Source organism: Streptomyces sp. NPDC101181 (assembly GCF_044767975.1).
Lineage (GTDB): Bacteria > Actinomycetota > Actinomycetes > Streptomycetales > Streptomycetaceae > Streptomyces.
Genome location: NZ_JBIWOX010000007.1, coordinates 270,823 through 297,568 on the forward strand (window position 1 = coordinate 270,823; position 26,746 = coordinate 297,568).

At 69.8% G+C, this 26,746-nt stretch carries 22 protein-coding genes; 9 read left to right on the forward strand and 13 right to left on the reverse strand.

The window, feature by feature from the left end:
• Nucleotides 1-30: 30 nt before the first annotated feature.
• From gyrB to dnaA, 6 genes are all read right to left on the reverse strand, one after another.
• Nucleotides 31-2,103, reverse strand: a complete 2,073-nt coding sequence (gene gyrB, locus ACIRRU_RS13780; protein WP_363204225.1) for a DNA topoisomerase (ATP-hydrolyzing) subunit B — start codon at nucleotides 2,101-2,103, stop codon at nucleotides 31-33.
• 428 nt (nucleotides 2,104-2,531) lie between these two features.
• Entirely contained in the window at nucleotides 2,532-3,167 is a 636-nt protein-coding gene (locus ACIRRU_RS13785; RefSeq protein WP_403679573.1) for a DUF721 domain-containing protein, read from the reverse strand.
• On the reverse strand, nucleotides 3,164-4,294 hold the full coding sequence (gene recF, locus ACIRRU_RS13790) for a DNA replication/repair protein RecF (RefSeq protein ID WP_403679575.1): 1,131 nt from the start codon (nucleotides 4,292-4,294) through the stop codon (nucleotides 3,164-3,166). The genes ACIRRU_RS13785 and recF overlap by 4 nt, the downstream gene beginning before the upstream one ends.
• A gap of 66 nt (nucleotides 4,295-4,360) precedes the next feature.
• A complete protein-coding gene (gene gnd, locus ACIRRU_RS13795; RefSeq protein ID WP_403679578.1) occupies nucleotides 4,361-5,245 on the reverse strand; it encodes a phosphogluconate dehydrogenase (NAD(+)-dependent, decarboxylating) in 885 nt (294 codons plus the stop codon).
• Nucleotides 5,246-5,436: 191 nt separating this feature from the next.
• On the reverse strand, nucleotides 5,437-6,567 hold the full coding sequence (gene dnaN / locus ACIRRU_RS13800) for a DNA polymerase III subunit beta (RefSeq protein ID WP_363204286.1): 1,131 nt from the start codon (nucleotides 6,565-6,567) through the stop codon (nucleotides 5,437-5,439).
• A gap of 1,114 nt (nucleotides 6,568-7,681) precedes the next feature.
• The gene (gene dnaA / locus ACIRRU_RS13805) at nucleotides 7,682-9,778 is read right to left on the reverse strand and encodes a chromosomal replication initiator protein DnaA (RefSeq protein ID WP_403679580.1); all 2,097 of its coding nucleotides are present in this window, start codon (nucleotides 9,776-9,778) and stop codon (nucleotides 7,682-7,684) included.
• Nucleotides 9,779-10,030: 252 nt separating this feature from the next.
• Here dnaA and rpmH point away from each other — a divergent pair, with 252 nt between their 5' ends.
• The 9 genes from rpmH to ACIRRU_RS13850 all read left to right on the forward strand — a co-directional run bounded on the left by rpmH (nucleotide 10,031) and on the right by ACIRRU_RS13850 (nucleotide 16,962).
• Nucleotides 10,031-10,168 carry a 50S ribosomal protein L34 gene (rpmH, locus tag ACIRRU_RS13810; RefSeq protein ID WP_003967884.1) on the forward strand — a complete coding sequence of 46 codons (138 nt, stop codon included), beginning with the start codon at nucleotides 10,031-10,033 and terminating at the stop codon, nucleotides 10,166-10,168.
• 19 nt (nucleotides 10,169-10,187) lie between these two features.
• Nucleotides 10,188-10,559: a ribonuclease P protein component gene (rnpA, locus tag ACIRRU_RS13815; RefSeq protein WP_403679583.1), complete on the forward strand. Its 372-nt coding sequence runs from the start codon at nucleotides 10,188-10,190 to the stop codon at nucleotides 10,557-10,559.
• Complete coding sequence (gene yidD / locus ACIRRU_RS13820) at nucleotides 10,556-10,915, forward strand: membrane protein insertion efficiency factor YidD (protein ID WP_363204220.1); 360 nt, start codon at nucleotides 10,556-10,558, stop codon at nucleotides 10,913-10,915. The genes rnpA and yidD overlap by 4 nt, the downstream gene beginning before the upstream one ends.
• A gap of 3 nt (nucleotides 10,916-10,918) precedes the next feature.
• Nucleotides 10,919-12,187 (forward strand): membrane protein insertase YidC, encoded by a 1,269-nt coding sequence (gene yidC / locus ACIRRU_RS13825; RefSeq protein ID WP_363204219.1) that lies wholly within the window; start codon nucleotides 10,919-10,921, stop codon nucleotides 12,185-12,187.
• A gap of 14 nt (nucleotides 12,188-12,201) precedes the next feature.
• The gene (locus ACIRRU_RS13830) at nucleotides 12,202-12,714 is read left to right on the forward strand and encodes a R3H domain-containing nucleic acid-binding protein (protein ID WP_363204218.1); all 513 of its coding nucleotides are present in this window, start codon (nucleotides 12,202-12,204) and stop codon (nucleotides 12,712-12,714) included.
• A 109-nt stretch (nucleotides 12,715-12,823) separates the two neighbouring features.
• A complete protein-coding gene (rsmG, locus tag ACIRRU_RS13835; protein ID WP_403679586.1) occupies nucleotides 12,824-13,540 on the forward strand; it encodes a 16S rRNA (guanine(527)-N(7))-methyltransferase RsmG in 717 nt (238 codons plus the stop codon).
• 328 nt (nucleotides 13,541-13,868) lie between these two features.
• Nucleotides 13,869-14,945 carry a ParA family protein gene (locus tag ACIRRU_RS13840; RefSeq protein WP_403679589.1) on the forward strand — a complete coding sequence of 359 codons (1,077 nt, stop codon included), beginning with the start codon at nucleotides 13,869-13,871 and terminating at the stop codon, nucleotides 14,943-14,945.
• Nucleotides 14,942-16,033 (forward strand): ParB/RepB/Spo0J family partition protein, encoded by a 1,092-nt coding sequence (locus tag ACIRRU_RS13845; RefSeq protein WP_403679592.1) that lies wholly within the window; start codon nucleotides 14,942-14,944, stop codon nucleotides 16,031-16,033. The genes ACIRRU_RS13840 and ACIRRU_RS13845 overlap by 4 nt, the downstream gene beginning before the upstream one ends.
• Before the next feature lie 311 nt (nucleotides 16,034-16,344).
• The gene (locus tag ACIRRU_RS13850; RefSeq protein WP_403679595.1) at nucleotides 16,345-16,962 is read left to right on the forward strand and encodes a GNAT family N-acetyltransferase; all 618 of its coding nucleotides are present in this window, start codon (nucleotides 16,345-16,347) and stop codon (nucleotides 16,960-16,962) included.
• Between the two features lie 98 nt (nucleotides 16,963-17,060).
• On the opposite strand, the gene trxA is transcribed toward ACIRRU_RS13850, so the two are convergent.
• The 7 genes from trxA to ACIRRU_RS13885 all read right to left on the reverse strand — a co-directional run bounded on the left by trxA (nucleotide 17,061) and on the right by ACIRRU_RS13885 (nucleotide 26,703).
• Entirely contained in the window at nucleotides 17,061-17,390 is a 330-nt protein-coding gene (trxA, locus tag ACIRRU_RS13855) for a thioredoxin (RefSeq protein WP_363204214.1), read from the reverse strand.
• A gap of 52 nt (nucleotides 17,391-17,442) precedes the next feature.
• Nucleotides 17,443-18,414 (reverse strand): thioredoxin-disulfide reductase, encoded by a 972-nt coding sequence (gene trxB / locus ACIRRU_RS13860; RefSeq protein ID WP_363204213.1) that lies wholly within the window; start codon nucleotides 18,412-18,414, stop codon nucleotides 17,443-17,445.
• Nucleotides 18,415-18,538: 124 nt separating this feature from the next.
• Nucleotides 18,539-19,504, reverse strand: coding sequence for a hypothetical protein (locus tag ACIRRU_RS13865; protein ID WP_403679598.1), 966 nt, complete (start codon nucleotides 19,502-19,504; stop codon nucleotides 18,539-18,541).
• A complete protein-coding gene (gene sigM / locus ACIRRU_RS13870; RefSeq protein ID WP_403679600.1) occupies nucleotides 19,501-20,223 on the reverse strand; it encodes an RNA polymerase sigma factor SigM in 723 nt (240 codons plus the stop codon). The genes ACIRRU_RS13865 and sigM overlap by 4 nt, the downstream gene beginning before the upstream one ends.
• A 109-nt stretch (nucleotides 20,224-20,332) precedes the next feature.
• On the reverse strand, nucleotides 20,333-22,066 hold the full coding sequence (locus tag ACIRRU_RS13875; RefSeq protein WP_403679601.1) for a serine/threonine protein kinase: 1,734 nt from the start codon (nucleotides 22,064-22,066) through the stop codon (nucleotides 20,333-20,335).
• A 129-nt stretch (nucleotides 22,067-22,195) separates the two neighbouring features.
• Nucleotides 22,196-24,355, reverse strand: a complete 2,160-nt coding sequence (murJ, locus tag ACIRRU_RS13880; RefSeq protein ID WP_403679604.1) for a murein biosynthesis integral membrane protein MurJ — start codon at nucleotides 24,353-24,355, stop codon at nucleotides 22,196-22,198.
• Between the two features lie 50 nt (nucleotides 24,356-24,405).
• Nucleotides 24,406-26,703 carry a DUF6049 family protein gene (locus ACIRRU_RS13885; RefSeq protein WP_403679606.1) on the reverse strand — a complete coding sequence of 766 codons (2,298 nt, stop codon included), beginning with the start codon at nucleotides 26,701-26,703 and terminating at the stop codon, nucleotides 24,406-24,408.
• Nucleotides 26,704-26,746 lie beyond the last annotated feature (43 nt).

Here is a 26,746-nt window from a genome sequence, read left to right on the forward strand (position 1 = left end):
TTCGAGCTGCGGCGTGCTGGTGCGGCCGACTCAGATGTCGAGGAAGCGGACGTCCTTGGCGTTGCGCTGGATGAACGAGCGCCGTGCCTCGACGTCCTCACCCATGAGCACCGAGAAGAGGTCGTCGGCCTGCGCCGCGTCGTCCAGCGTGACCTGGCCCAGGACCCGGTGGTCGACGTCCATGGTGGTGACGCGCAGCTCCTCGGCGTTCATCTCGCCGAGGCCCTTGAAGCGCTGGATCGAGTCTTCCTTGATCCGCTTGCCGTTCTGCTTGCCGAGCTCGACCAGGGCGTCGCGCTCGCGGTCGGAGTACGCGTACTCGAAGTCGTCCCGGCCCCACTTGATCTTGTAGAGCGGCGGGCGCGAGAGGTAGACGTGCCCGGCCTCCACCAGCGGCCGCATGAAGCGGAAGAGGAAGGTCAGCAGCAGGGTGTTGATGTGCTGGCCGTCGACATCGGCGTCCGCCATCAGGATGATCTTGTGATAGCGGAGCTTCTCGATGTCGAAGTCCTCGTGCACCCCGGTACCGAACGCCGAGATGAGCGCCTGGACCTCGGTGTTCTGGAGGATCTTGTCGACCCGGGCCTTCTCGACGTTCAGGATCTTGCCGCGGATGGGCAGGATCGCCTGGTACATCGGGTTGCGGCCGGACTTCGCCGAGCCGCCGGCGGAGTCACCCTCGACGATGAAGATCTCGCACTTGGTGGGGTCGTTCGACTGGCAGTCGCTGAGCTTGCCCGGCAGCGACGCGCTCTCCAGCAGCCCCTTGCGCCGCGTCAGGTCGCGCGCCTTGCGCGCCGCGACACGGGCGGTCGAGGCGGCGATGCCCTTGCGGATGATGTCGGCGGCCTCGTTGGGGTTCCGGTCGAACCAGTCCGTCAGCTGCTCGTGGACGACCTTCTGCACGAAGGTCTTGGCCTCGGTGTTGCCGAGCTTGGTCTTCGTCTGGCCCTCGAACTGCGGCTCGCCCAGCTTCACCGAGATGATCGCGGTCAGGCCCTCGCGGACGTCCTCGCCGGTGAGGTTGTCGTCCTTGTCGCGCAGCAGCTTCTTGTCCCGGGCGTACCGGTTGACCAGGGAGGTCAGCGCGGCGCGGAAACCCTCCTCGTGGGTACCGCCCTCGTGCGTGTGGATCGCGTTGGCGAAGGAGTAGACCCCCTCGGTGTACTGCGTGTTCCACTGCATGGCGATCTCGGCCGACAGCAGCCGGTCCTTGTCCTCGGCCTCGATGTCGATCACCGACCGGTGGATGACGTCGCCCTTGCGGGAGTTGAGGTACGTGACGAAGTCGACGATGCCGTTCTCGTAGTGGTACGTGACCGAACGGGCCGTCTCCTCCTCGGGCACCTCGGTGGCGTCCGCGCTGTCCGCGCCCGCCGTCGCCTTCGCCGACTCGCGCTCGTCGGTCAGCTTCAGGGTGAGGCCCTTGTTGAGGAACGCCATCTCCTGGAAGCGGCGCGAGAGGGTCTCGAAGCTGTACTCGGTGGTCTCGAAGATGTCCCCGTCGGCCCAGAAGGTGACCGTCGTACCGGACTCGTCGGTGGCCTCGTGCTGGGCCAGCGGGGCGGTCGGGACGCCGAGCTTGTAGTCCTGGGTCCAGCGATGGCCGTCGCGCTTGACCTCGACGGAGACCCGGGTGGACAGGGCGTTGACGACGGAGACGCCGACGCCGTGCAGACCACCGGAGACGGCGTAGCCGCCGCCGCCGAACTTGCCGCCCGCGTGCAGCACGGTGAGGACCACCTCGACGGCGGGCTTGCCCTCGGACGGCACGATGTCGACCGGGATGCCACGGCCGTTGTCGATCACGCGCACCCCGCCGTCGGGGAGGATCGTGACGTCGATGGTGTCCGCGTGACCCGCCATCGCCTCGTCGACCGAGTTGTCGACGACCTCCTGCACGAGGTGGTGCAGGCCGCGCTCACCGGTCGAGCCGATGTACATGCCAGGTCGCTTGCGGACCGCGTCCAGCCCTTCCAGCACGGTGATCGCACTGGCGTCGTACGAGGCGGCGGAGACCTCGCCCGGCTCACCGGCCGTGGACGGAATGTTCTCGTTGGGGTTGCCGGAATCGGCCACGAAGCGCCCTTTCTGGCACAGCACAGGCCGTCCTCCGGACAGGCGGGAGCGGCTGCGTCGTTCGGCTTGTATCGACGACTCCCGCCTCAGCGGCGGGATTACCCACCAGTCTACCGGTAGCGCCGACATGAATGGGGGTTTGCGGGCACCTGAGTCCGCATGTGCCGCCCTGAATGAGCGGCTGACGACTCCCCATATTCGGGAAGGGGCTCCAAGAGGCCCTGACCGGCATGGAGCGCTTCGGCCTGTCAACCTCCGGCTACGGTGAGGGACGCTTCGGACGTACCGCCCGGTTTCTCCCGGGGCGAACCAGGACGATCACCGCGCAACGCTCGCCCAGTACACGACAATTTTACGCCAAAAGCGCAGCTCAGAACGGTCGGATACCAGGCAAGGACCAGCGACGGCCGGGGACTCGCGCCCCGCGCGGCCGGGAGCCGGCCGAAGGAGCGTCACCCGTAGGTGTCGCCGGGCCCCCTGCTGCCGGGCGCCCGCAGCGGCCCGTACCGGCGCTCCGGACCCCCCGGCCCGACCACTTTGATCATCCGTACGGTGCCCTGTCCCAGGTCCGCGTTGAGCCGGGCCACCAGCTGCGGGGCCAGCAGCCGCAGCTGCGTCGCCCACGCCGTGGAGTCGCAGCTCACGGTCAGCACCCGGGCCTCGGGCGCCTCGTCGTACCGCAGCGGAACGCAGTGCTTCGCCAGGTCCTCCCCGACGATCTGCGGCCACCGCCCCATCACGCCGCCCACCGCCGCCGGGGTCTCCCAGCCCCGCTCGGTGATCAGCCGGTTGATCGCGGAGCCCAGCGGCTGCGGATCCCGCCCGTCCGAACGGGCCCCCGACCGCAGCCCCCCGCCCCGCCTCGCCTGCTTGCGCTGCTGAGCCGCCGCCCCCCGCGCCTTCGCCTGCTCCTTCGCCGCGCGCAACGCGACCCGGGCCAGATCGACACCGCTCGGCTCGGCCGCCTTCGCCCCTCCGAGGCCCGCCGCGGCCGCGTCGCCTCCCGGGGCCCCGCCCCCGCCGGGCCCGGCCGTACGCCCCCGATCGGCGCCGGAGCCCGGCGGCCCGGCCTCACCGAGACCGCTCATACCCGCTCCACCTCGCCCGCGGACACCGCGTACCGCGCGCCCGCCAGCGCCCCCGGCACGTCCTCGGCGACCGCGGCCGTCACCAGCACCTGCTCGCCCGGCGCCACCAGCTCCGCCAGCCGCTCCCGGCGGCGGGCGTCCAGCTCGGCGAAGACGTCGTCCAGCACCAGCACCGGCTCGTTCCCCTCGGTACGCAGCAGCTCGTACGAGGCCAGCCGCAGCGCCAGCGCGTAGCTCCAGGACTCCCCGTGGCTCGCGTACCCCTTCGCGGGCATCCCGCGCAGCCCCAGCAGCAGGTCGTCGCGGTGCGGGCCCACCAGCGTCACCCCGCGCTCGATCTCCTGCTTGCGCACCCCGGCGAGCGCGGCGATCACCTGCTCGTACAGCTCCTCGCGGCTCCGCTCGGGCCCCACGTCCTCGCCCACCGAACTGCGGTACTCCAGCGCCACCGGCCCACCGCCCGGCGCGACGTCCCCGTACGCCTTGTCGGCCAGCGGCTGGAGCGTGGCGATCAGGTCGAGCCGCTGGGCCAGCAGCTCGGCGCCGACCCGGCCCAGGTGCTGGTCCCACACGTCGAGCGTGGACAGGTCCATCGAACGGCCGCCGTGGCGACGGGCCATCGCCGCGGACTTCAGGAGCGTGTTGCGCTGCTTGAGCACCCGCTCGTAGTCCGAGCGGACCCCGGCCATCCGCGGCGAACGCGCGGTGACCAGCTCGTCCAGGAACCGCCGCCGCTCCCCGGGATCGCCCTTGACCAGGGCCAGATCCTCCGGCGCGAACAGCACCGTGCGGACGATCCCCAGCACGTCACGCGGTCTGACCTGCGAGGACCGGTTGATACGCGCGCGGTTCGCCCGGCCCGGGTTCAGCTCCAGCTCGATCAGCTGCGAGCGCTCGCCCTGGGTGACGGCCGCCCGGATCACGGCCCGCTCGGCGCCCATCCGCACCAGCGGGGCGTCCGAGGAGACCCGGTGGCTGCCGAGGGCGGCGAGATAGCCGACGGCCTCGACGAGGTTCGTCTTGCCCTGCCCGTTGGGCCCCACGAACGCGGTGACGCCCGGGTCGAGAGGGACCTCGACCCGGGCGTACGAGCGGAAGTCGGCCAGGGAGAGGTGCGTGACGTGCATGGTGCCGACCTCTCCCCGACGTGCTTCGCAGATGGTGGTGGCGCCGGCGCGCGGCCGGCGTGCCGGTCAGTTCTCGGACTTGGACTCGACCGCGTGGCCGCCGAACTGGTTGCGCAGCGCGGCGATCATCTTCATCTGCGGCGAGTCGTCCTGGCGCGAGGCGAACCGCGCGAACAGGGACGCGGTGATCGCGGGCAGCGGCACCGCGTTGTCGATGGCGGCCTCCACCGTCCAGCGGCCCTCGCCCGAGTCGGCGGCGAAGCCCCGGAGCTTGTCCAGGTGCTCGTCGTCGTCCAGCGCGTTGACCGCGAGGTCGAGCAGCCAGGAGCGGATGACCGTGCCCTCCTGCCAGGAGCGGAAGACCTCGCGCACGTCGGTGACGGACTCGACCTTCTCCAGCAGCTCCCAGCCCTCGGCGTAGGCCTGCATCATGGCGTACTCGATGCCGTTGTGGACCATCTTCGCGAAGTGCCCGGCGCCGACCTTGCCCGCGTGCACCGAACCGAAGTCGCCCTCGGGCTTCAGCGCGTCGAAGACCGGCTGGACCTTGGCGACGTTCTCGGCGTCGCCGCCGTACATCAGGGCGTAGCCGTTCTTCAGGCCCCAGACACCGCCGGAGACGCCGCAGTCGACGAAGCCGATGCCCTTGATGCCCAGCTCGACCGCGTGCTTCTCGTCGTCGGTCCAGCGGGAGTTCCCGCCGTCGACGACGACGTCGCCGGGCGAGAGAAGCTCGGCCAGCTCGTCGATCGTGGACTGGGTCGCGGCACCGGCCGGGACCATGACCCACACGACCCGCGGGCCCTTCAGCTTCCCCACCAGCTCTTCGAGACTGTGGACATCGGCGACGTCCGGATTGCGGTCGTAACCGATGACGGTGTGGCCTGCGCGGCGGATGCGCTCGCGCATGTTGCCGCCCATCTTGCCGAGGCCGACGAGACCGAGCTCCATCAGAGATTCCTTAAGCGTCGTGGCGATAAGCGTCAGGGGCTGTTGCCCAGGGGGCGGGTGGTGTGCCCGGCCCCCGGGGTCCGAGCCTACGCCCGCCCCGGAACACCCCCGCGGACAGCACGGCGGGCCCGCTCCGCGCTGAGCGGGCCCGCCGGAGAACCGTCCGTGGACCGGCCGGTGGCAGTCGGGCGTCAGCCGGAGAGCCGCACCGGCATGATCAGGTACTTGTACGCGTCGTCCGCCTCGGCGTCCACGGCCGGGCGGCCGCTGAGCAGGGCGGGCTTGGTGGACGTGGTGAAGGAGAGCTGGGCGACCGGGGAGTCGATCGCGCTCAGACCGTCCAGGAGGAACGTCGGGTTGAAGGCGATCGAGATGTCGTCGCCCTCCAGCACCGCGTCGACCCTCTCCACAGCCTGTGCGTCGTCGCTGGAACCGGCCTCCAGGATGAGGACGCCCTGCTCGAAGCTGAGCCGTACGGGAGTGTTGCGCTCGGCGACCAGGGCCACCCGCTTGACGGCCTCCACGAAGGGGGCGGTCTCGATCACCGCGACCGAGTTGAACTCGGTGGGGAACAGCGTGCGGTACTTCGGCAGGTCGCCCTCCAGCAGCCGCGTGGTGGTGCGGCGGCCGGCGCCCTCGAACCCGATCAGGCCCTCACCCGCACCGGAGCCGGAGAGCGCCAGGGTGACCGTGTCGCCGCTGGTGAGCGCCTTGGCCGTGTCCAGGAGCGTCTTGGCGGGCACCAGGGCCACCGCCGAGGCGTCCGGATTCTCCGGCTTCCAGAGGAACTCGCGGACCGCGAAGCGGTAGCGGTCGGTGGAGGCGAGGGTGACGGTGTCGCCCTCGATCTCGATGCGCACACCGGTCAGCACCGGCAGCGTGTCGTCCCGGCCCGCGGCGATGGCGACCTGGGCGGCGGCCGAGGCGAAGACCTCACCGGGGACGGTGCCCGTGGCCGTCGGCATCTGCGGCAGCGCCGGGTACTCCTCCACCGGCAGGGTGTGGAGGGTGAACCGCGAGGAGCCACAGACCACGGTGGCGCGCACCCCGTCGGTGGAGATCTCCACCGGGCGGTTGGGCAGGGCGCGGCAGATGTCCGCGAGCAGGCGGCCGGAGACGAGCACCGTGCCGTCCTCGTCGACCTCCGCGTCCACGGAGACCTTCGCCGAGACCTCGTAGTCGAAGCTGGAGAAAGAGAGTGCTCCGTCCTCGGCCTTCAGCAGAAGACCCGCGAGAACGGGCGCCGGCGGACGGGCCGGGAGGCTGCGGGCCACCCAGGCCACCGCCTCCGCGAGTACATCGCGCTCCACCCGGATCTTCACCGGAACCGCCTCCTGCTGTCGCTCGCTCGCCCTGCTGGCCTTCGTCGTCTGGTCGGAGCCCGCTGCCGAAGGGCAGGCGATGACTCCGGGGTCCAGTCTGACGTACGGCACCGACAGTCGTTGCTGCTCGGGGTCAAGTCGGGCCAAGAGCTTCGCGGCGGTCGACGGTCGAGTTGTACACAGGCCCCACTTCGAAGCGGATTCCTGGCTAACTCTGGGTGGTAGTAGTAGTAGGCCTTGTGGATACCGTGGATAACGTCGTTTGCGCAGGTCAACGACGGTTTTTTGTCCACCGGTCCTGTGGGTGGCGCCCGTGGACAACCCGGGCTTTCTGTGGACGGGGGAAAGTTCTGCACACCCGATACACAGGGGAGGGCCACTTCTCCCCAGAGCCGTCCCCAGCTTTACCCCTGTTCCCCACAGCCCAATCCCGCCTCTTGGTGTGACGCCTTTCACTCCGGGCGGTGAGAGCGGGTGTCGTGTTGCCGAACAGTGGACAGGGGTGTGGAGAAGCCGGTCCATATTGGGGACAACAGCCCCCAGCCTGTGGGCGGCCGGTGGACAACTTCGACCGGCCCCTGTGGAAGAAGATCTTGTCCACAGGTTGTGGATCACGGTTGGCCACAAATCCCCAACCGCATGACCTGCCCTGATGAAGTATCGGCAGGACACCCTGTGGACGCAGTATGGACAACTTCCGGGTCCCCAGGCTGTGGACGGAAGATTCCTGGCACATCTGTGGAGAAGGGCCTCTGAGCAGGTCGTATTCGAACAGAACGGCCTCGGACGGGCGCTCGTCACGGTCTTCGGGGAGCCCGCGCGGAGGTCCGGGAAGCGCGAAAAGGCGCCTGCCGGGGACCGTGGAGGTCCGCGACAGACGCCGCAGAAGCGCGCCAGGACAAGCTCGCGGGGGGAGTGGCGCGGGAGAAGGGGCGAGGAGGAGCGGGCGGGGTGAGAGCGGGGCTGGAGAGCCCCGGCCTGGGCCCTGGACGCGTGGAGGCCCCAGGCCGCCCGAGACCCGGAGGCCCTGATCCCCAGCGGCCCGGAGTTTCGGAGGCCCTGAGCCCCGGCGGCCGCGGACCCCGAATGCCCTGGCCCTTGAATGCCCCGGGACTCAGCCGTTCTTGATGCGGTTGGTCAGCTCGGTCACCTGGTTGTAGATGGAGCGCCGCTCCGCCATCAGCGCCCGGATCTTGCGGTCCGCGTGCATCACCGTCGTGTGGTCGCGGCCGCCGAACTGCGCGCCGATCTTCGGCAGCGAGAGGTCGGTGAGCTCCCGGCAGAGGTACATGGCGATCTGGCGCGCCGTCACCAGGACGCGGCTGCGCGAGGATCCGCAGAGGTCGTCGACCGTGAGACCGAAGTAGTCGGCGGTCGACGCCATGATCGCCGGGGCGGTGATCTCCGGGGCCGACTCCTCGCCGCCCGGGATCAGGTCCTTGAGGACGATCTCGGTCAGCCCGAGGTCCACCGGCTGCCGGTTGAGGGAGGCGAAGGCGGTCACCCGGATCAGGGCGCCCTCCAGCTCACGGATGTTGCGCGAGATCCGGGAGGCGATGAACTCCAGGACCTCCGGCGGGGCGTTGAGCTGCTCCTGCACCGCCTTCTTACGCAGGATCGCGATCCGGGTCTCCAGCTCGGGCGGCTGGACGTCGGTGGTCAGACCCCACTCGAAGCGGTTGCGCAGCCGGTCCTCCAGCGTCACCAGCTGCTTGGGCGGCCGGTCGGAGGAGAGAACGATCTGCTTGTTCGCGTTGTGCAGGGTGTTGAAGGTGTGGAAGAACTCCTCCTGCGTCGACTCCTTGCTCGCCAGGAACTGGATGTCGTCGACCAGCAGGATGTCCACGTCGCGGTAGCGCTTGCGGAAGGTGTCGCCCTTGCCGTCGCGGATCGAGTTGATGAACTCGTTGGTGAACTCCTCCGAGCTCACGTATCGCACCCGGGTCCCCGGGTAGAGGCTGCGCGCGTAGTGCCCGATGGCGTGCAGCAGGTGCGTCTTGCCGAGTCCCGACTCCCCGTAGATGAAGAGGGGGTTGTACGCCTTAGCGGGCGCCTCGGCGACGGCGACGGCCGCGGCGTGCGCGAACCGGTTGGAGGCGCCGATGACGAAGGTGTCGAAGAGGTACTTCGGGTTCAGCCGGGCGTGCGGCTCGCCAGGACCCGGCGCGGGGGCGGGCTGGGCGCCCATCGGGCCGGGGGCCGCGCCGCCGGTCCTGCCGGGGCCGCCTCCCGGTCCGCCCTGGCGGTGCTGCGGCTGCTGCTGGTCCTGCCGGTCGGGGCGCGAGGGCTCGTACCCCTGGTGCTCGGGCGGCTGTGAGCGGTAGTCGCGCTCCGGCTGCGGGGGGCGCCCGGTGCCGTACGGCTCACGCCACGGCTCGGCGGGCTGCTCCCGGTAGGACTCCGCGGACTGGTCGCGGTACGGCTCGCTCTCGCGGTAGGGCTTGCTGTCCTGGTAGCCGCGGCCTTCCTGGTACGCGGACGGCCCCTCCTGATACGCCTCCGCCTCGCGGTAGGACTCGGCCGGGGGCTGCTCGCGGTCCTGGTAGCCGGCGTGCCGCGGCTGCTGCCAGGAGAGGTCCTCCTGGGTGCGCGGCCAGGCGCCGGGCTCGGGGCGCTGCTGCTGGTAGTCGGGGTAGGCCGGGCGGGCCGTCGGCAGACCGTCGTCGGCGGGGCGGTGGCCGTACCCGTCGTAGGCGTCGTTGTGCGGGGGGTCCTCGTGCGGCTGGCCCGGGTAGCGGTGCCCCTGCTGACCCTGGTGCGGGGCGTGCGGCTGGTGCCGCGAAGGGGCCGGCGGGCCGGGCGGTTCGCCGGCGGAGTCGTCGACGGTGATCGCGATCCGGATGGGGCGGCCGCACTCGCGGGTCAGCGTCTCGCTGATCAGCGGCGCGAGCCGGCCCTCCAGGACGCGCTTGCCCCATTCGTTGGGGACGGCCAGGAGCGCGGTGTCGGCGACGAGGGCCAGTGGCTGGCAGCGCTCGATCCACTGCTTGTCCTTCGGCTCGATGCCCTGTTGGCCGTCCCCGAGGAGTTGTTCCAGCACTCGCGGCCACACTGCGGCAAGATCGGCAGGTACGTCAGCCACAAGGCACGCTCTCTCGCATGTCCCACGAATGTGTGGTTCTCGGGACGGGATGGGTCGGGTCGGGTGAGGCCCGGCAGTCGGGAAGGAAAAGAACCGGAGTTCAGCCACGGTAGTCAGGGCGACCCGCACGGTTCAAGTTGTTGTCCACAGGCTGTGCACAATGGGGGGTCGCGCGGAGCTGGTTTGACCGGATGGCGTAGCCGCGCGTACCGTGACCAGGTCGAGTTGTCGATGGCTGCTGCCGCCTGCCTCCGATGGGCAAAGATCACGATCTGTGATTGTGAAGCGGTGCACTAAGGCGTTTACGCGAGTTCCTCGTGGGCGCACGGTGACAGCCAGGCGATGTCCCGCCAAGACACGAATCATTTCTGGAGCCCCCGAGTGAGCAAGCGCACCTTCCAGCCGAACAACCGTCGTCGCGCCAAGACCCACGGCTTCCGTCTGCGCATGCGTACCCGTGCCGGCCGTGCGATTCTCGCGAACCGCCGCGGCAAGGGCCGCAGCAGCCTGTCCGCCTGATCGCTTACAGGTCCATGCCGTGCTGCCTACCGAGAATCGGCTGAGGCGGCGCGAGGACTTCGCGACCGCGGTACGACGAGGACGTCGAGCCGGACGTCCCCTGCTCGTCGTCCATCTACGCAGCGGTGAACCGGACCCGCACGTGACGGGGGAGACTGTTCCCCCACCACGTGCGGGTTTCGTTGTCAGTAAGGCGGTGGGAGGCGCGGTCGTACGGACGGCGGTGAAGCGGAGGCTTCGCCACCTGGTCCGCGACCGGCTGGCACAGCTGCCCCCCGGTAGCCTTGTTGTCGTACGGGCGCTGCCCGGTTCGGGCGACGCCGACCACGCACAGCTGGCCCGAGACCTGGATGCCGCGCTTCAGCGGCTGCTGGGAGGGGGCGCGCGATGAAGTACCCGCTGCTTGCGCTGATCAAGCTGTACCAGTGGACGATCAGTCCACTCCTCGGGCCTGTCTGCCGCTATTACCCGTCGTGTTCCCACTATGGATATACGTCGATCGACAGGCACGGTGCCATCAAGGGGACAGCGCTGACCGCCTGGCGCATCCTGCGGTGCAATCCGTGGTCGCCCGGCGGTGTGGACCACGTCCCGCCGCGCAAGCGCCCGCGGTGGCACGAGCTGTTGCGTAACGCCCTGCGCGGCGACAAGGGCGGGGAGTCCGCCGCTGATGTGAAGCCCGGGGGGTCGGTCTCCGAACCTCCGAGCCCGGCCGCAGAGACCTCGCCCAATGCTCAAGGAGCCTGATTAGTGGACACGATTGCCAGTCTGTTCAGCTTTATCACCACGCCTGTCTCGTGGATCATCGTCCAGTTCCACAAGATCTACGGAGCGCTGTTCGGCGATGACTCCGGGTGGGCCTGGGGCCTGTCGATCGTTTCCCTGGTGGTCCTGATCCGGATCTGCTTGATCCCGCTCTTCGTGAAGCAGATCAAGTCGACCCGCAACATGCAGGTGCTCCAGCCGAAGATGAAGGCGATCCAGGAGCGCTACAAGAACGACAAACAGCGTCAGTCCGAAGAGATGATGAAGCTGTACAAGGAGACGGGCACCAACCCGCTCTCCTCGTGTCTTCCCATCCTGGCGCAGTCCCCGTTCTTCTTCGCCCTGTACCACGTGCTGTCGTCCATCGCCTCGGGCAAGAAGATCGGCGCGATCGACCAGCAGCTGCTCGACAGCGCGCGTGAGGCGCACATCTTCGGTGCCCCGCTGGCCGCCAAGTTCATGGACAGTGCCGACAAGGTCGCCTCGCTCAACGCCTCCCTGACCGACGTCCGCGTCGTCACCGCGCTGATGATCGTGCTGATGTCCGCGTCGCAGTTCTTCACCCAGCGCCAGCTGATGACGAAGAACGTCGACCTGACGGTCAAGACCCCGTACATGCAGCAGCAGAAGATGCTGATGTACATCTTCCCGGTCATCTTCGCCGTGATGGGCATCAACTTCCCCGTCGGTGTCCTCGTCTACTGGCTGACCACCAACGTCTGGACCATGGGTCAGCAGATGTACGTGATCAACCAGAACCCGACCCCGGGCAGCAAGGCGCAGGACGCCTACCTCCAGCGGGTGCTCAAGAGCGTCACCACCCACGGGCAGGTCCGCGGACGGACCCGGCGCAGGATGGTCAAGGCCATCGTCATCAAGGGCTCCGACCGCAACGACATCGAGCGCAAGTTCATCACCGGTCTGGCCAAGCTGGGTCTCGCGGCCCAGGAGGACGGCACCGTGCTGAAGAGCGAGACCGCCGCGGTCGAGGCCGATGGCACCGCGCACAAGCGTCAGCAGCCCAAGCGCCAGACCAAGGCCAAGCGTCAGACGACGGGCCCGGCAGGCTCCGCGGGCGCGGCCAAGGACACCGAGAGCGCGCCCGCGGGCTCCACGACCTCGCTCCAGAAGCAGGACGCGTCCAAGGACGACAAGCCGAAGTCTCCGGGCAAGCCCGCCTCCGGTTCCTCCCGCCAAGCCAAGTCCGGACAGCGCAAGGGTCCGCAGCGGCCCAAGCACCCGTCCAAGAAGTAAGAAGGAGTCCATCCGTGACGGAAGGCACCACCTCCACGGCCGCCGCTGAGGGCAGCGACACCCTGACGCGCCTGGAGCAGGAGGGCGAGATCGCGGCCGACTACCTCGAAGGACTGCTCGACATCGCCGACCTCGACGGCGACATCGACATGGACGTCGAGGCGGACCGGGCCGCGGTGTCGATCATCAGCGACTCGGCGCGTGATCTCCAGAAGCTCGTCGGCCGTGACGGGGAGGTCCTGGAGGCTCTCCAGGAGCTGACGCGGCTGGCCGTGCACCGGGAGACCGGCGACCGCAGCCGTCTGATGCTGGACATCGGCGGCTTCCGGGCCAAGAAGCGCGAGGTTCTCGCCGAACTGGGTGCCAAGGCCGCGGACGAGGTCAGGAGCTCGGGCAAGCCGGTCAAGCTGGATCCGATGACACCGTTCGAGCGCAAGGTCGTGCACGACGCGATCGCCGCGGCCGGGCTCCGGAGCGAGTCGGAGGGCGAGGAGCCGCAGCGGTTCGTCGTCGTTCTCCCGGCCTGACCGGACCCTTGTCCTGTCGGCCCCGTCTGTCCGCAGGCGGGGCCGATCCTTGTCAGCCTGATAGTCAGCCACCCACAGTGCGCCAGCGCGGTACGGAAGGACGGTCCCCGTGACGGAGGCAGCAGAACTCCCCCAGGCGCCCGCGGAGGCGCGGACGGTATTCGGAGAGTTCTTCCCGGAGGCTGTCCGGTACGCGGAACTGCTGGCGGATGCCGGAGTCCAGCGCGGCCTGATCGGCCCGCGTGAGGTGCCCCGGCTGTGGGAGCGCCATCTGCTGAACTGCGCGGTGCTCTCCGAGGTCGTGCCGGAGGGCGTCACGGTCTGCGATGTGGGCTCGGGGGCGGGTCTGCCCGGTATCCCGCTGGCGTTGGTACGTCCCGACCTCAAGATCACGCTGCTGGAGCCGCTGCTCCGGCGCACGAACTTCCTCCAGGAGGTCGTCGAACTGCTCGGCCTGGACCATGTGACGGTCGTGCGCGGCCGGGCCGAGGAGGTGCTCGGGACGCTTCAGCCGGTGCAGGTGGTGACCGCGCGCGCGGTGGCGCCGCTGGACCGGCTGGCGGGCTGGGGTGTGCCCCTGCTGAAGCCGTACGGAGAGATGCTCGCGATCAAGGGCGACACCGCCGAAGAGGAGATCAAGGGCGCCAGGGCCGCGCTGAGCAAGCTCGGTGTGCAGGAGACCGAGGTGCTCCATGTCGGGGAGGGCGTGGTCGATCCGCTCTCCACGGTGGTTCGGGTCGTGGTCGGTGAGAGCCCCGGCGGTGTGAGGTTCGCCGCAAAGAAGGCCAAGGCGGCCCGGACGGGTCGTACGCGCAGGCGCCGCTGAGAGGGGCCCCGAGCAGGGGGCGGGCTCCGGTTGGCAGCCTCCCCGCGGCCGGTCGGAATGCCGCGCTTGTCACTCTTGGTGGTGATTGGCCAGGAAATGCCGCTGAAACGGCCATACGTACCCCCTGCGGAGTGTCGTGGCCTGGTAGTTGCCCGGCAGAGGCATCGTGTTTCACGTGAAACGTCGCTCTCTGCTCCAGGGAATCATCGGCCGCGGTCGTGCGGCTGCCACACCGCGCGACCGTAAACCCGGACGGGTTGCCGAGTTGTCCACACGCACGGATTCATCCACAGAACAGCGGGCCTCGCTGGTTCACGACCCCGAAAGCATGGCAGGCTCTGTGCATTGCGAGCCTGAAGTCGAGGAGAGTGAATCCTTGCGGTCCGACGCCAACATCGCGGGACCGATGACCGACCCGGTCCCCGGTCCCCGAACCGAGTCCGTGGGGGATGGTGTTTCACGTGAAACACCGCCACCGATGGACGACACACCCATCGGCCGTGCCGCTCAGCTGGCGGTCGAGGCCCTCGGCCGCGCCGGCGAAGGGCTGCCCCGCCCCGACCGCACCCGCGTCATGGTGGTGGCCAACCAGAAGGGCGGAGTCGGCAAGACGACCACCACGGTCAACCTTGCCGCATCCCTGGCCCTGCACGGGGCGCGGGTCCTGGTGGTCGACCTCGACCCGCAGGGCAATGCCTCCACGGCTCTGGGCATCGACCACCATGCCGATGTCCCCTCCATCTACGACGTGCTCGTCGACAGCCGGCCGCTCTCCGAGGTGGTCCAGCCTGTTCCGGACGTCGAGGGCCTCTTCTGCGCTCCGGCCACCATCGATCTCGCCGGTGCGGAGATCGAGCTGGTGTCGCTGGTGGCGCGGGAGAGCCGACTCCAGCGGGCCATCCAGGCCTACGAGCAGCCGCTGGACTACGTCCTCATCGACTGCCCGCCCTCGCTCGGCCTGCTGACGGTCAATGCGTTGGTGGCCGGGGCCGAGGTGCTGATCCCCATCCAGTGCGAGTACTACGCGCTGGAGGGCTTGGGGCAGCTGCTGCGGAACGTCGATCTGGTCCGGGGTCACCTCAACCCGGAGCTGCATGTCTCGACGATCCTGCTGACGATGTACGACGGCCGGACGAGGCTCGCCTCCCAGGTCGCCGAGGAGGTCCGCACCCACTTCGGCAAGGAGGTGCTGCGGACGAGCATTCCGCGATCCGTGCGCATCTCGGAAGCTCCGAGCTACGGGCAGACCGTACTGACCTACGACCCCGGGTCCAGCGGCTCGCTCTCCTACCTCGAAGCCGCCCGGGAGATTGCCCTGCGGGGCGTCGGAGTGCACTTCGAGGCTTCGCACGCCCACACGAGCAGTCAGAACAGCCAGCAGAACGTTTCGGAGGGCATCCAGTGAGTGAGCGTCGTAGAGGGCTGGGGCGGGGGCTCGGTGCGCTGATCCCCGCCGCTCCCCAGGAGAAGCAGGTGCCGGGCCCCGGCGGCCCGGGGGCGTCCGGAACGCGACCGGTCCTGACGGCGGAGCGCGGGGTGGCTGCGGCCAAGGTGACCGCGCTGCCGTCCTCCCCCGTGGTGCCCGAGCCCGCCTCCGCACCGGAGAGCCAGCCCGAGCAGGGCACGTCGGAGTCCGGCGCGTACTTCGCCGAGCTGCCGATCGGGTCGATCACGCCGAACCCCCGCCAGCCTCGTGAGGTGTTCGACGAGGACGCGCTGGCCGAGCTGGTCACCTCCGTCAAGGAGGTCGGTCTCCTCCAGCCGGTCGTCGTGCGCAAGGTGGACTCCGACAGCTACGAGCTCATCATGGGCGAGCGGCGTTGGCGGGCGTGCCGCGAAGCGGGACTGGACCGGATTCCCACCATCGTCCGTGCCACGGACGACGAGAAGCTGCTGCTGGACGCTTTGCTGGAGAACCTTCACCGGGCTCAGCTGAACCCGCTGGAGGAGGCCGCCGCGTACGACCAGCTGCTCAAGGACTTCAACTGCACGCATGACCAGTTGGCCGACCGGATCGGCCGGTCCCGGCCTCAGGTGTCCAACACCCTGCGGCTTCTGAAGCTCTCGCCGCCGGTCCAGCGCCGGGTCGCGGCGGGCGTCCTCTCGGCCGGACACGCCCGTGCCCTGCTCTCCGTGGACGACTCCGACGAGCAGGACCGGCTGGCTCACCGCATCGTCGCGGAGGGGCTTTCGGTGCGCGCGGTCGAGGAGATCGTCACGCTCATGGGCTCACGCCCCACGAGCACTCCGAAGGCCAAGGGGCCCCGCGCCGGGGGGCGGCTGTCACCCGCACTGAGTGACCTGGCCACCCGGCTGTCCGACCGCTTCGAGACCCGGGTGAAGGTCGACCTGGGCCAGAAGAAGGGCAAGATCACTGTGGAGTTCGCCTCGATAGAGGATCTGGACCGGATTCTCGGCAGTCTCGCCCCGGGTGAGGGCCGCGTCCTGGAGCGACGACTGGCCGAGACGTCCGAGGGGGACGACGAGGGCTGAGCGGCGGATTGCTCGCAGGCTCCCCAGGGCGGGCCGTGCGCCGGTGCTGACCGGAACACGGTCCGCCCTTTGCCGTCTCGCGGTGTCCCCCTCACCTCTGGGTGGATACGATGCGATCTGGAATGGTGCTGCCATGGTGATCGACCTCAGAGGAGGGCGGGGGCCTTGCGAAGAGTGAGCCGCGGTCGGCTGGTCACGGTCGGCCTGGGGCTGGGCGTCGTCGGGGGATTCGTCGGCAGCCTGTTCCAGGAACGGAGCGCGCTGGCAGCCGCACGCGCGGCGGCGGGCGCAGAGAATGAGGAATCGCCGTCATGGGGCGTCGGCTCGTACCACTCACCCTGGACAACCTTCAGGATCTCCCCGAGCGCTGCCGCTCGTGCGTCTTCTGGGAGCTTGACCCGGTCAGTGGAGAAGCTGCGGTAAAGGCGGGCGAGCCGGAGCTGGAGAAGGAAGCCTGGATCTCCGCGGTCCTCCTGGAGTGGGGCTCCTGCGGGCGGGTGATCTATGTGGACGATGTGCCGGCCGGCTTCGTTCTCTATGCTCCCCCCGCCTACGTACCCCGCTCGACGGCCTTTCCGACGAGCCCGCTCTCCCCTGACGCTGTTCAGCTCATCACGGGGCTGATCCTTCCCGAGTACCAGGGGCAAGGGCTCGGTCGTGTCATGGTGCAGACCGTGGCCAAGGACGTTCTGCGCCGGGGCTTCAGGGCGATCGAGGCGTTCGGCGACGCCCGGTCCACGGACGGCACCTGCGTGCTGCCTGCGGATCATCTGCTGGCGGTCGGGTTCAAGACTGTACGGCCGCATCCCACCTACCCGCGGTTGAGGCTGGAACTGCGCACGACGCTCTCCTGGAAGGAAGACGTGGAGATGGCGTTGGACCGGCTTCTCGGAGCAGTCAAGAAGGAACCCGCGCTGCGCCCGCTGTGACACCGGCAGGCTCCACGACTGCCCCGCGATGTGAAACGGACCCACCTTGATCAAGGTGGGTCCGTTTCACGTGAAACATTGCGCTGAAATGCGGATGGCTACTGCCCGATGAAGCCTTCGAGATCGCGGAGGATCGCGGCCTTCGGCTTCGCCCCGACGATGGTCTTGGCGACCTCGCCGCCCTGGTAGACGTTCAGGGTCGGGATGGACATCACGCCGTACTTGGCGGCGGTCGCCGGGTTCTCGTCGATGTTGAGCTTCACGACCTCGATCTCGCCGTGCTCGGCCGCGATCGCCTCCAGCGAGGGGGCGATCTGACGGCACGGACCGCACCAGGCGGCCCAGAAGTCCACCAGGACGGGCTTCTCGCTCTTGAGGACGACCTCGTCGAAGGTGTCGTCCGTAACGTTCTTCAGGGCGCCGGCCACGGCGGCCTCCTTATGTCTCGGGGGAGTCTCTCGGGGTGGTGCGATGGGTGGCTCAGACGGCCGGGGTCTTCTCCGGCTCGGCGGGCTGCGCGTCGGCCAGGGCGGCCAGGAAGCGCTCGGCGTCCAGCGCGGCGGAGCAGCCGGTGCCCGCGGCCGTGATGGCCTGGCGGTAGGTGTGGTCGACGACGTCTCCGGCGCCGAAGACGCCGGTCAGGTTCGTGCGGGTGGAGGGCGCCTCGACCTTCAGGTACCCCTCGTCATCGAGCTCCAGCTGGCCCTTGAACAGCTCGGTACGCGGGTCGTGGCCGACGGCGATGAACAGGCCGGTGACGGGAAGCTCGGACGTCTCACCCGTCTTGGTGTTGCGCAGGGTGAGGCTGGAGAGCTTCTGGTCGCCCTTCACTTCGGCGACCTCGCTGTCCCAGGCGAACTTGATCTTCGGGTCGGCGAAGGCACGCTCCTGCATAGCCTTGGAAGCGCGCAGGGTGTCCCGGCGGTGGACGATCGTGACGGACTTGGCGAAGCGGGAGAGGAAGGTCGCCTCTTCCATCGCCGTGTCACCGCCGCCGACCACGGCGATGTCGTTGTCCTTGAAGAAGAACCCGTCGCAGGTGGCGCACCAGGAGACGCCGCGTCCGGAGAGGGCGTCCTCATTGGGCAGACCGAGCTTGCGGTGCTGAGAGCCGGTCGTCACGATGACGGACTTGGCACGGTGGACGGTGCCCGCGGTGTCGGTGACGGTCTTGATGTCCCCGGTGAGGTCGACGGCGACCACGTCGTCGGGGATCAGCTCGGCGCCGAAGCGCTCGGCCTGGGCCCGCATGTTGTCCATGAGCTCGGGGCCCATGATGCCGTCCTGGAAGCCGGGGAAGTTCTCCACGTCGGTGGTGTTCATCAGCGCACCGCCGGCCGTGACGGCGCCCTCGAAGACCAACGGGTTCAGCGAGGCGCGGGCGGTGTACAGCGCGGCGGTGTACCCGGCCGGTCCGGAGCCGATGATGATCACATTGCGGACGTCGCTCACGGGTTTCTTCCTCGTCTCTGCAGACTGCCTACTGCCTACGGGGTCGGTTCAATGACTCTCACCCCACCCAACGGATCCTACGGGTGATGCATTCCCGACGTGCCGTAGCGGTCCCGTGCGGTCCTCAGGAGCGGTCGTAGGCGCGGGTGAGCAGCAGCTGACCGGTGGACTCCGGCGCGGTGTCCACACACGAGGCGGCGACGACGTAGGCCTCCACGCGTGAGGGGTCGCTCAGGTGCGGAAGGACGACGAGGTAGGCGTCCGTTCCCCGGTAGGTCCCCTCATCGATGGCGAGGGCGGGGGTGGTGCGGCCGGTGGCCTGCTGGACACACGGGGGCACAGAGACGGCAGGGGCCTGGAACGGGCTCCTGGAGGTCTCGTTCTCCGGAGTGGCCGCCTCACTCGTCGACTGGGTGTCGGCGTTCGGCGGCACCTTCTTCACTCCCGGGCTCTCCTGGCTCGCCCCGTCGCCGATGAGGTTGTGTACCCGGGCTTCGAGGGTGCCGTCGGTGTAGGTGGCCGCGCCGTTGTCCGAGGCGCTGACTCCGCTGTCGGCCTGTTGAGCGGTCTCGTTCGAGGGGGCGAGGCTCTGGAGGAGGAAGACGCTCATGCCGATGACTGCGGCGCCGAACACGGTGCCGAGGACGGCGATGCGGCGACGGCGACGAGTCGGGTGGCGCCCTGGTCCGGTAGCGGCGGAGGGTCGGCCGGCGGGGCGGTCCGGGGCGGAAGTGCTGGAACCCGCGGCCGCGGTCCGGGAGACCGGGGGCGTCGCGTCCGCTGGTTCCGGTGTTGATGTTTCACGTGAAACATCGACCGGTCCGTCCATGTCGGACGCGGGTGCGCCGGCTTCGGCTGCGAGCGCCGCGTCGATACGAGCCGCGACGTCCTCGGGCATCGGCCCAGGGTCCGGCAGTGTTCCCAGCAGCCCGCGGATCTCCTCCAGCGAGTCCCGCACCTCTGTGCAGAGCGCGCACCCCGCGACGTGGCGGAGGACTCCCTCGGTGCGGGAGGGGGAGAGCAGTCCCTCGGTGAGATCGGAGATCTCGGAGACCTCCGGGTGCTGAGCCGTGTCAGTCGTGGGGGTCATGGGCGCCCACCTCCTCCCTTCGCTGCGGCAGGGTCGTTCGATCCCGCGTCTAGTGGTCCTGACGCCGGTGGGACGGATCGGCTGGGCGTCCGGTTCCCTCCGGAGGCGTCTTCGTTGCCGTCGGGGTCGTCCTCGTCCGCCGCTCCTCCGTGCAGATGGCGCACCAGGGGGGCCAGTCTCGCCCGGCCCCGGGCGCACCGGCTCTTCACGGTGCCGGACGGCACCTCCAGGATCCTGGCGGCCTCCGCGACGGGGTAGCCCTGCATGTCGACGAGGACGAGGGCCGCTCGCTGTTCGGCGGACAGGGTGGCCAGGGCGTCCTGGAGCTGGCGGTGGAGGTCCTGGCGTACGGCGGGCGCCTCGGCCGACTCGTGGGGTTCCAGGAGCTGGTCGAGGCGTTCGGCGTCGTCCACGGGGGACGTCCTGCGGGAGGCTGCCTTGCGGACCCGGTCGAGGCAGGCGTTGACGGTGATCCGGTGCAGCCAGGTGGTCACGGCGGACTGTCCCCGGAAGGTGTGGGAGGCCCGGAAGGCGGACACCAGGGCGTCCTGGACGGCGTCGGCCGCCTCTTCCCGGTCCCCCAGGGTGCGCAGGGCCACGGCCCACAGCCGGTCGCGGTGACGGCGTACCAGCTCACCGAAGGCGTCCGGGTCCCCGGCGACGTGCCGGGCGAGCAGGTCCGCGTCGCTCGATCCAGGATCTGCGGGTCCGGCGACCATTCCTCTCCCCTGAACTGTGCGGATGACCGAGTGGTGCTGCACCCCGGAGACGATCTCCGGGCTGACACCGTACAGCCGGACCGATACGGCGTCTGCCCCAGGGCCTAGGTCACCCGGTGAACTCGACGTCCGTCACGCCTTGCTTGTATCCGTCCCCGCTGTAGTCGTTGGCGGGCGACCGCGGCATGTCCGTGATCCACACCAGGACGTAACGGGTGCTCACGGGCTTGTCCGTCGTGAGCTCGGCCGTGGTGCCCGTGGTTTCCGTGTCGGCCATCTTCTTCATGGATGTCAGCGGCGCCGACGAGGAGAGGGAGTCGGCCGCGTACAGCGCGATCGTGGTGTGATCACCGGCGAACGTGAGCCCGATGGACGCCGTGGAGACCTTCTGCTCGGAGCCGAGGTCGTACATGATGCCGACCCCTTCCTTGAACGGGGCCAGGGTCGGTCCGTCCACGAAGGTCTTGGAGCGCCAGAACGTCGAGGGGTCGCCGTCGTGGGTCAGGGCCACACCCCCGGAGTTCTGCGACTTCCCGTCCGGGAAGTACTCGACGGCGCTGTCGACGGTGAGGGGCTTCTGGTCCGCCTGGCCCTTGCCGTCGTCGTCCGGCTCGGAGGGGCCCTGGGAGGGTGCGGGGTCCCCCGCGCTGCCCCGGCGGTCGAGCAGGGTCTCCGCGAGCTGCCAGCTGCCGAGGCCGAGGGCGGCGATCAGGAGTGCCGAGACGGTCCACTTGAGCACCTTGCCGGTGCGGCTCTGGAGGGGGGCCGGAGGGGCCGCCATCACGGGCTGGGCAACGGCCGACGGGTGGGTGGAGGGGCGCCCGTACGTGCCCTGCTGATAGGTGGTCCGCTGGTAGGGAGGCGGCGCGGCGAAGGTGGGTTCCGGGGCCTGGATGCGCGGCATCGCCGCCACGGCCCTGGACAGCTCCTCCGGGGTGGTGCAGGGCGGTTCCTGCCGGGAGGCGGTGGCGCCGTCGTTGGCGAGGGCGCGCATGGCGAGTTCGGAGAGGCCGAGGTGGACTCCGGCGCGGACCTGGTCCGGGGCGATGAGCCCGAGGCCCTTGGGCAGCCCGGTGAGACCGTGGGCGTCGTTCTCGTACGGCCAGCGGTGGGTCAGCGCGGCGTACAGCAGCGCGCCGATCGCTTCGGTGTCCGTGCGGAGCGGGCGTTCGGCGGTGATGCCGCGCAGGGCGGCGTTCACGGCGAGACCGCGGATGCGGTACTGGCCGGTGGAGCTGCGCAGGACCGCGCCGGGGGTGAGGCGCAGGTGGGCCAGGCCCTCACGGTGGGCGGCGGTCATCGCCTGGGAGAGCTGGCTGACGAGTTGGTAGGCGTCGTGCGCCTCCATCGGTCCGGCGGCCAGCACGGCGGTGAGTTCGACGGCGTCCGGGAGCCATTCGTGGACGACGTAGACGAGGTCGTTCTCCTCGACGGCGTCCAGGACCTGGACGAAACGGGGGTCGCCGAGCAGGGCCGAGGAGCGCGCCGCGGCGAGCACGGAACGGGCGCGCGGGTGGGCGGCGGGAAGCAGATGGACCCCCACCGCGCGGCGGAGCTTCTCGTCGACCGCACGCCAGCTGCTGAAGCCGTCCAGACGGGTGACGCACTCCTCCAGGCGGTAGCGCCCGGCGATTTTGTGACCGCTGTGCAGGTCGGGCGATGCCGGAACGGCCTCGGAACGCGCCCGCCCACCGCCCGTGTTCTCGGCGTTCTCGGGGCTCGCCCCCGCGGCGTCCTCGGCCTGCGCCGTTCCGTCGGTCGTGGTCCCGTCCGCCTTCGCGGTCAACGGCTCGTCGCCGCTGTTGTCGGCCACGTCGACGGAAGCCGTGCTACGTTCCGCCACCGTCGTTCCTGCCTCCCCATCCGTTGCGCGATGCCCAGCCAGCTCTGCCGGTCACGCCAATTGTGCCCACACTCCCGCGCTATGCACGACACGCGGAGTCCGGTGATGGTTGTGCGGGCGGGCGCTCATTCAGCGGCCGAGCCGTCCCCGGACCATACCGACCAGGCCGTTGACCTCCTCGATGCGCATCTTCTTCGCGGCGACGAAGAAGACGCCCATCAGGAGGACGCCGCCGAAGACCAGGGCGACCAGTGAGCCGCCCGCACCGGTGCCGAGAAGCTCCAGGATCGCGAATCCGACACCGCCGCCGAGCAGCGCCGCGGGGACCGCCGCCATGCAGAGGCGGGCGTAGGTCCGCACGATGTGGGCGCCGTCCAGGTCGCCGCCGAGCCGGTTGCGCAGTCGGCGCCAGGCGACGCCCACCCCGACCGCGTAGGCCAGACCGTAGGAGAAGGCCATACCGACGACGGCCCAGCGGGCGGGCAGGACGACGTAACAGAGCGCGGAGGCGGCCGCGTTGACGGCGGCCACGATGACGGTGTTGTAGAAGGGCGTGCGGGTGTCCTCGTAGGCGTAGAAGCCGCGGAGCACCACGTACTGCACGGAGTACGGGATCAGCCCCAGGGCGAAGGCCATCAGGATGAAGCCCATGGAGCGGGCCGCCTCGGCGCCGCTGGAGGCGTACAGCAGGGTGCACATCGGCAGGCCGAGCGCGAGGAAGGTGAAGGCCACCGGCACGATGGCGACGGCCGAATTGCGCAGTCCCTGCGAGATGTCGTCGCGGACGGCACCCGGGTCGTTGTCGTGCGCGGCCCGGGAGATGCGGGGCAGCAGCGCGGCCATGACGGAGACGGTGATGATGGCCTGCGGCATGCCCCAGATCAGCTGGGCGTTGGAGTAGGCCAGGAAGCCGGTGCCGTCCTTGTCGGCCAGCTTGCCCGCGGCCGTGGCGAGCTGGGTGACGACCAGGACGCCCGCCTGGTTGGCCAGGACGAACAGGACCGTCCACTTGGCCAGCTTGACGGTCTTGCCGAGCCCGTGGCCCTTCCAGTCGAACCGGGGGCGGAAGCGGAAGCCCGTCTCGCGCAGGTAGGGGATCATCGCCAGCGACTGGACGACCAGGCCGAGCAGGGTGCCGATGCCGAGCAGCCGGACGCCCTCCGCCGGGATGGTGTCGACGCCCATCCGGGATTCGGCGGAGGTGCCGTAGACCCAGATGAAGAGCCCGAACGTGATGATCATGACGATGTTGTTGAGGACCGGGGTCCACATCATCGCGCCGAACTTGCCGCGGGCGTTGAGGATCTGACCCATCACCACATGTACGCCCATGAAGAAGATGGTGGGCAGGCAGTACCGGGCGAAGGTGACGGCGACGCTGTTGGCTGCCACGTCGTCGGCGATCGTGCTGGACATCAGCTGGATCAGCACCGGCGCCACGAGGACGGCGGCGGCGACGATCAGGCCGAGCGCGACCATCACCAGGGTCAGCAGCCGGTTCGCGAAGGCTTCGCCGCCGTCGGCGTCGTCCTTCATGGCGCGGACGAGCTGGGGCACGAAGACCGAGTTGAGACCGCCGCCGACGGTGAGGATGTAGATCATCGTCGGCAGGGTGTACGCGATGGTGAAGCTGTCACCGAGCAGTGCGGCGCCGAGCGCCGCGGTGATCACCAGGGACCGGACGAATCCGGTGAGGCGGGAGACGAGCGTGCCCGCCGCCATGACGGCGCTGGACTTGAGGAGCCCGGACACCTTGCCGCCGCCCTTGGCGGGCGCGGGGGCGGGTACCGGCTCGGGGTCGGGCGGCCCGGGGGGCCTCCCCGACCCCTCCTGGTCGCGGAAGAGGTGGGCGAAGGCGTCCGGTTCCTGCCGGTCGTCCGATGCCCGGGTGACGAGGTCGTCGACGCCGACGAACTGCGTGGTCGCGGGCCGGTCCCCGTACGGCAGGTGCCGGGAGGGGCCGGCGGGCTCGGGCGGCGGTGTCTGGGCCCAGATGCGCGGGTCGGGGGCGTGCGGGGCAGCGGGCGGCTGCTGGTAGAGCGGGCCCGGCTCCTGGTAGGTGCCGGGGGGCGGCGGCGGGTGCGCGGCGCGGTCGTACAGCGCCTCGCCCACCGGGTCCTGCGCGGCCAGGCCGTAGGCGCGGTAGGGGTCGTCCTCGTAGGCGTGCTGGAGGTACGGGTCCGGCTCGGCCGAGCCGTCCCGGCCCGGGTCCGGAGGAACCGGAGGCCCGCCCGGAGACGCTGCTCCGCCCGCGCCCTGCCCGCGGTCACCGTCGTACGGCGCGTTCATCGAAACCCCTACCTCATCGTCCCCGGCCGACCGGCCACGACAGACATCGCTCAACGGTCCACTTTCTCACCCGTTCCCAACGGGGCCCCGCTTTCCGGACCGGTGTCCGGAGTCGGGTCACTCGGCTGCTCGGGTCCGCCGCCGTCGCCGTTCGCCGGGTCGCTCGCCACGGCGCGCTTGCGGTGGCTGTACATCCGGACGCCTGCCAGCACCAGGAGCAGCAGGCCACCGGCGATCACGAGCAGCACGGTAGGCGTCACCTCGGAGACCTTCACGGTGAAGGTCATCTCCTCGCCGTAGGGGGTGCCGTCCTCCGTGTAGAGCCGGGCGGTGACCTGGGCCCGCCCGTTGGCGCTGGTCGCCGTGTCGAACTTCACCGACTGGCTGTGCCCGCCCGCGATGCTGACCGGCAGTTCGGCCTTGGTCCCGTCGTCGTTGAACTTGAGCCGGATGTTGTCCGAGGTCAGCCGGAGGACCAGCCGGTCGACGCCCTGCACCAGCTTGTTCTGGACCGTCACCGGGATGGTCGCGCTGCGCCCGGAGAGGGTCACGTCGGACTTCTCGATGAGCTGGACCTCGTTGGTCAGACTCCGGAGGTAGCCGCGGACCGCGTCCCGGTACTGCTGCGCCTCCAGGGACCGCCCCCGCCAGGACGTCGACATGGACCGGTTGACGGCGTTCCCGAAGGGCGTCACCACGCGCTCGGGCTGCGTGAGGATGATCTGGAAGCTGTCGAGCGAGCCCTGGGTGGTCCGGATGTCCTCGAACGCCTGGGTGGGCAGCTCCTGCTCGCGGAGCTTCTTCGGGTACGCGGAGGTCCGCGGGATCCTGGTCGTCGCCTGCGGGTCAGGCTTCTCCTCGGCGGCGGCGACCAGGTCGGACGGTTGCGTCCACCGGTTGCCCGACAGGCCCTCCAGGGCGCGGGCCATCGTCTGGGCCTGGGCGGTGGTGGGCATCCGGGGCGGCGCCACGACGATGCTGCGCTGGTTGTCGGGGGTCTGCTCGGTCAGCGCGAGGGTGTGGGCGAGGAACTTCTGGATCGCGAGGGTGGAGGTGTTCGCCCTCGACATGTTCCCGTCGAACGCCGTCGACAGCCGGCCGTCGGCGACGACCGCGGTGGTGCCGCCGCCGATCGGCCGGGCCGCGGTCGGCGTGTAGGGGAGCTGCCCTGACTCCGGGAAGCTGTCGCTGCGGGCGATCACGTTGTGGGCGCCGGCCGAGGTCGCGACGTCGACGATCGAAGGGTCCACGACGCCGTTGACGGGCCAGGCGAAGTCGGTGGACGGCTTCACGTGGAGGAGGGTCTCCACGGTGGTGGCGGCCACCGTGGAGGCGTTCTGCAGATGGCTCAGCGTGCCCGAGACGGTCGTGCCGCGGTGCGCGATCGAGGCCAGATCCGGGTCGGCGAACGGCAGCGCGACCACCTTGCCGTCCTCCACCACCTTCTCCAGGGCCGTGAGCCACTGCTTGGCGAGGGTCTGGTTCCTGCCCGGCACGGTGGTGTCACCCGACTCGACCTCGTACTTCCCGGCCATCGCGGCGACGCTCGCCAGCAGGTCGGGGTCGACGACCCAGGTCACCGGGAGCCGGCTGCCCAGGGACACCATCCGCTCCAGTCGACCGCCCGGCGCGATCTCCTTGGCCAGGTCGTCGTCGGTGAAGACGGGCGTCTGCTGTTCGTCCGAGCGGGTCTCCGCCGTCACATGGGGGGACGCGATCAGCGGCCAGAGGAAGGTGAGCTTGGTCCTGCTGTCGCTCGTCTCGGGCTGCCAGGGCAGGAACGACCGCTCGATGCCCAGCACCTGCTCGTAGGGGACGCCGGTGGTGCGGCCCGAGACCGAGACGCCGAGCTGGTAGACACCGGGGTCGTCCAGGCCCAGCTTGTCCACGGGCACGGAGAACGTGAAGTCCTGGCTGAGTCCGCTGCTGAGCTTCGGGAACCTCACCGTGTACTTTCCGCCGACGGCCTCCGGGTCGGCGCCGGGAACGTAGCCGGTGCGCTTGGCGGCGTCGTCGACCTGTCCGCGGCCGGAGAGCCGGGGGCCGACGCGCAGGTCGACCTCGGCGCTGCTGACCGTCTCCTTGCCCTTGTTGGTGAGCGTCCCGGAGACGGTCAGGGTGTCGTCCTTCGTGGGGACGCCTGGGGAGATCGTGTCGAGGGACACATCGACCGTACGGGAGCCGGTGGGGGCCTTGGCGGGCTCGGCGGCGCCGACAGCGGTCGCGGTGGCCGGAACGTTCAGCAGGCCGAGGAGCAGGGGCGCTCCGAGCACCACGGAGGCCGTGCGCCTCAGCCATCGGCGGGCAGGAGAGGGACGCGTCTCCTGGAAGTCTGCCGCCTCGGCCACGCGCCTACCCGTTCCTCGTCGTCGTCAGGTTCTGTCGGTCGTC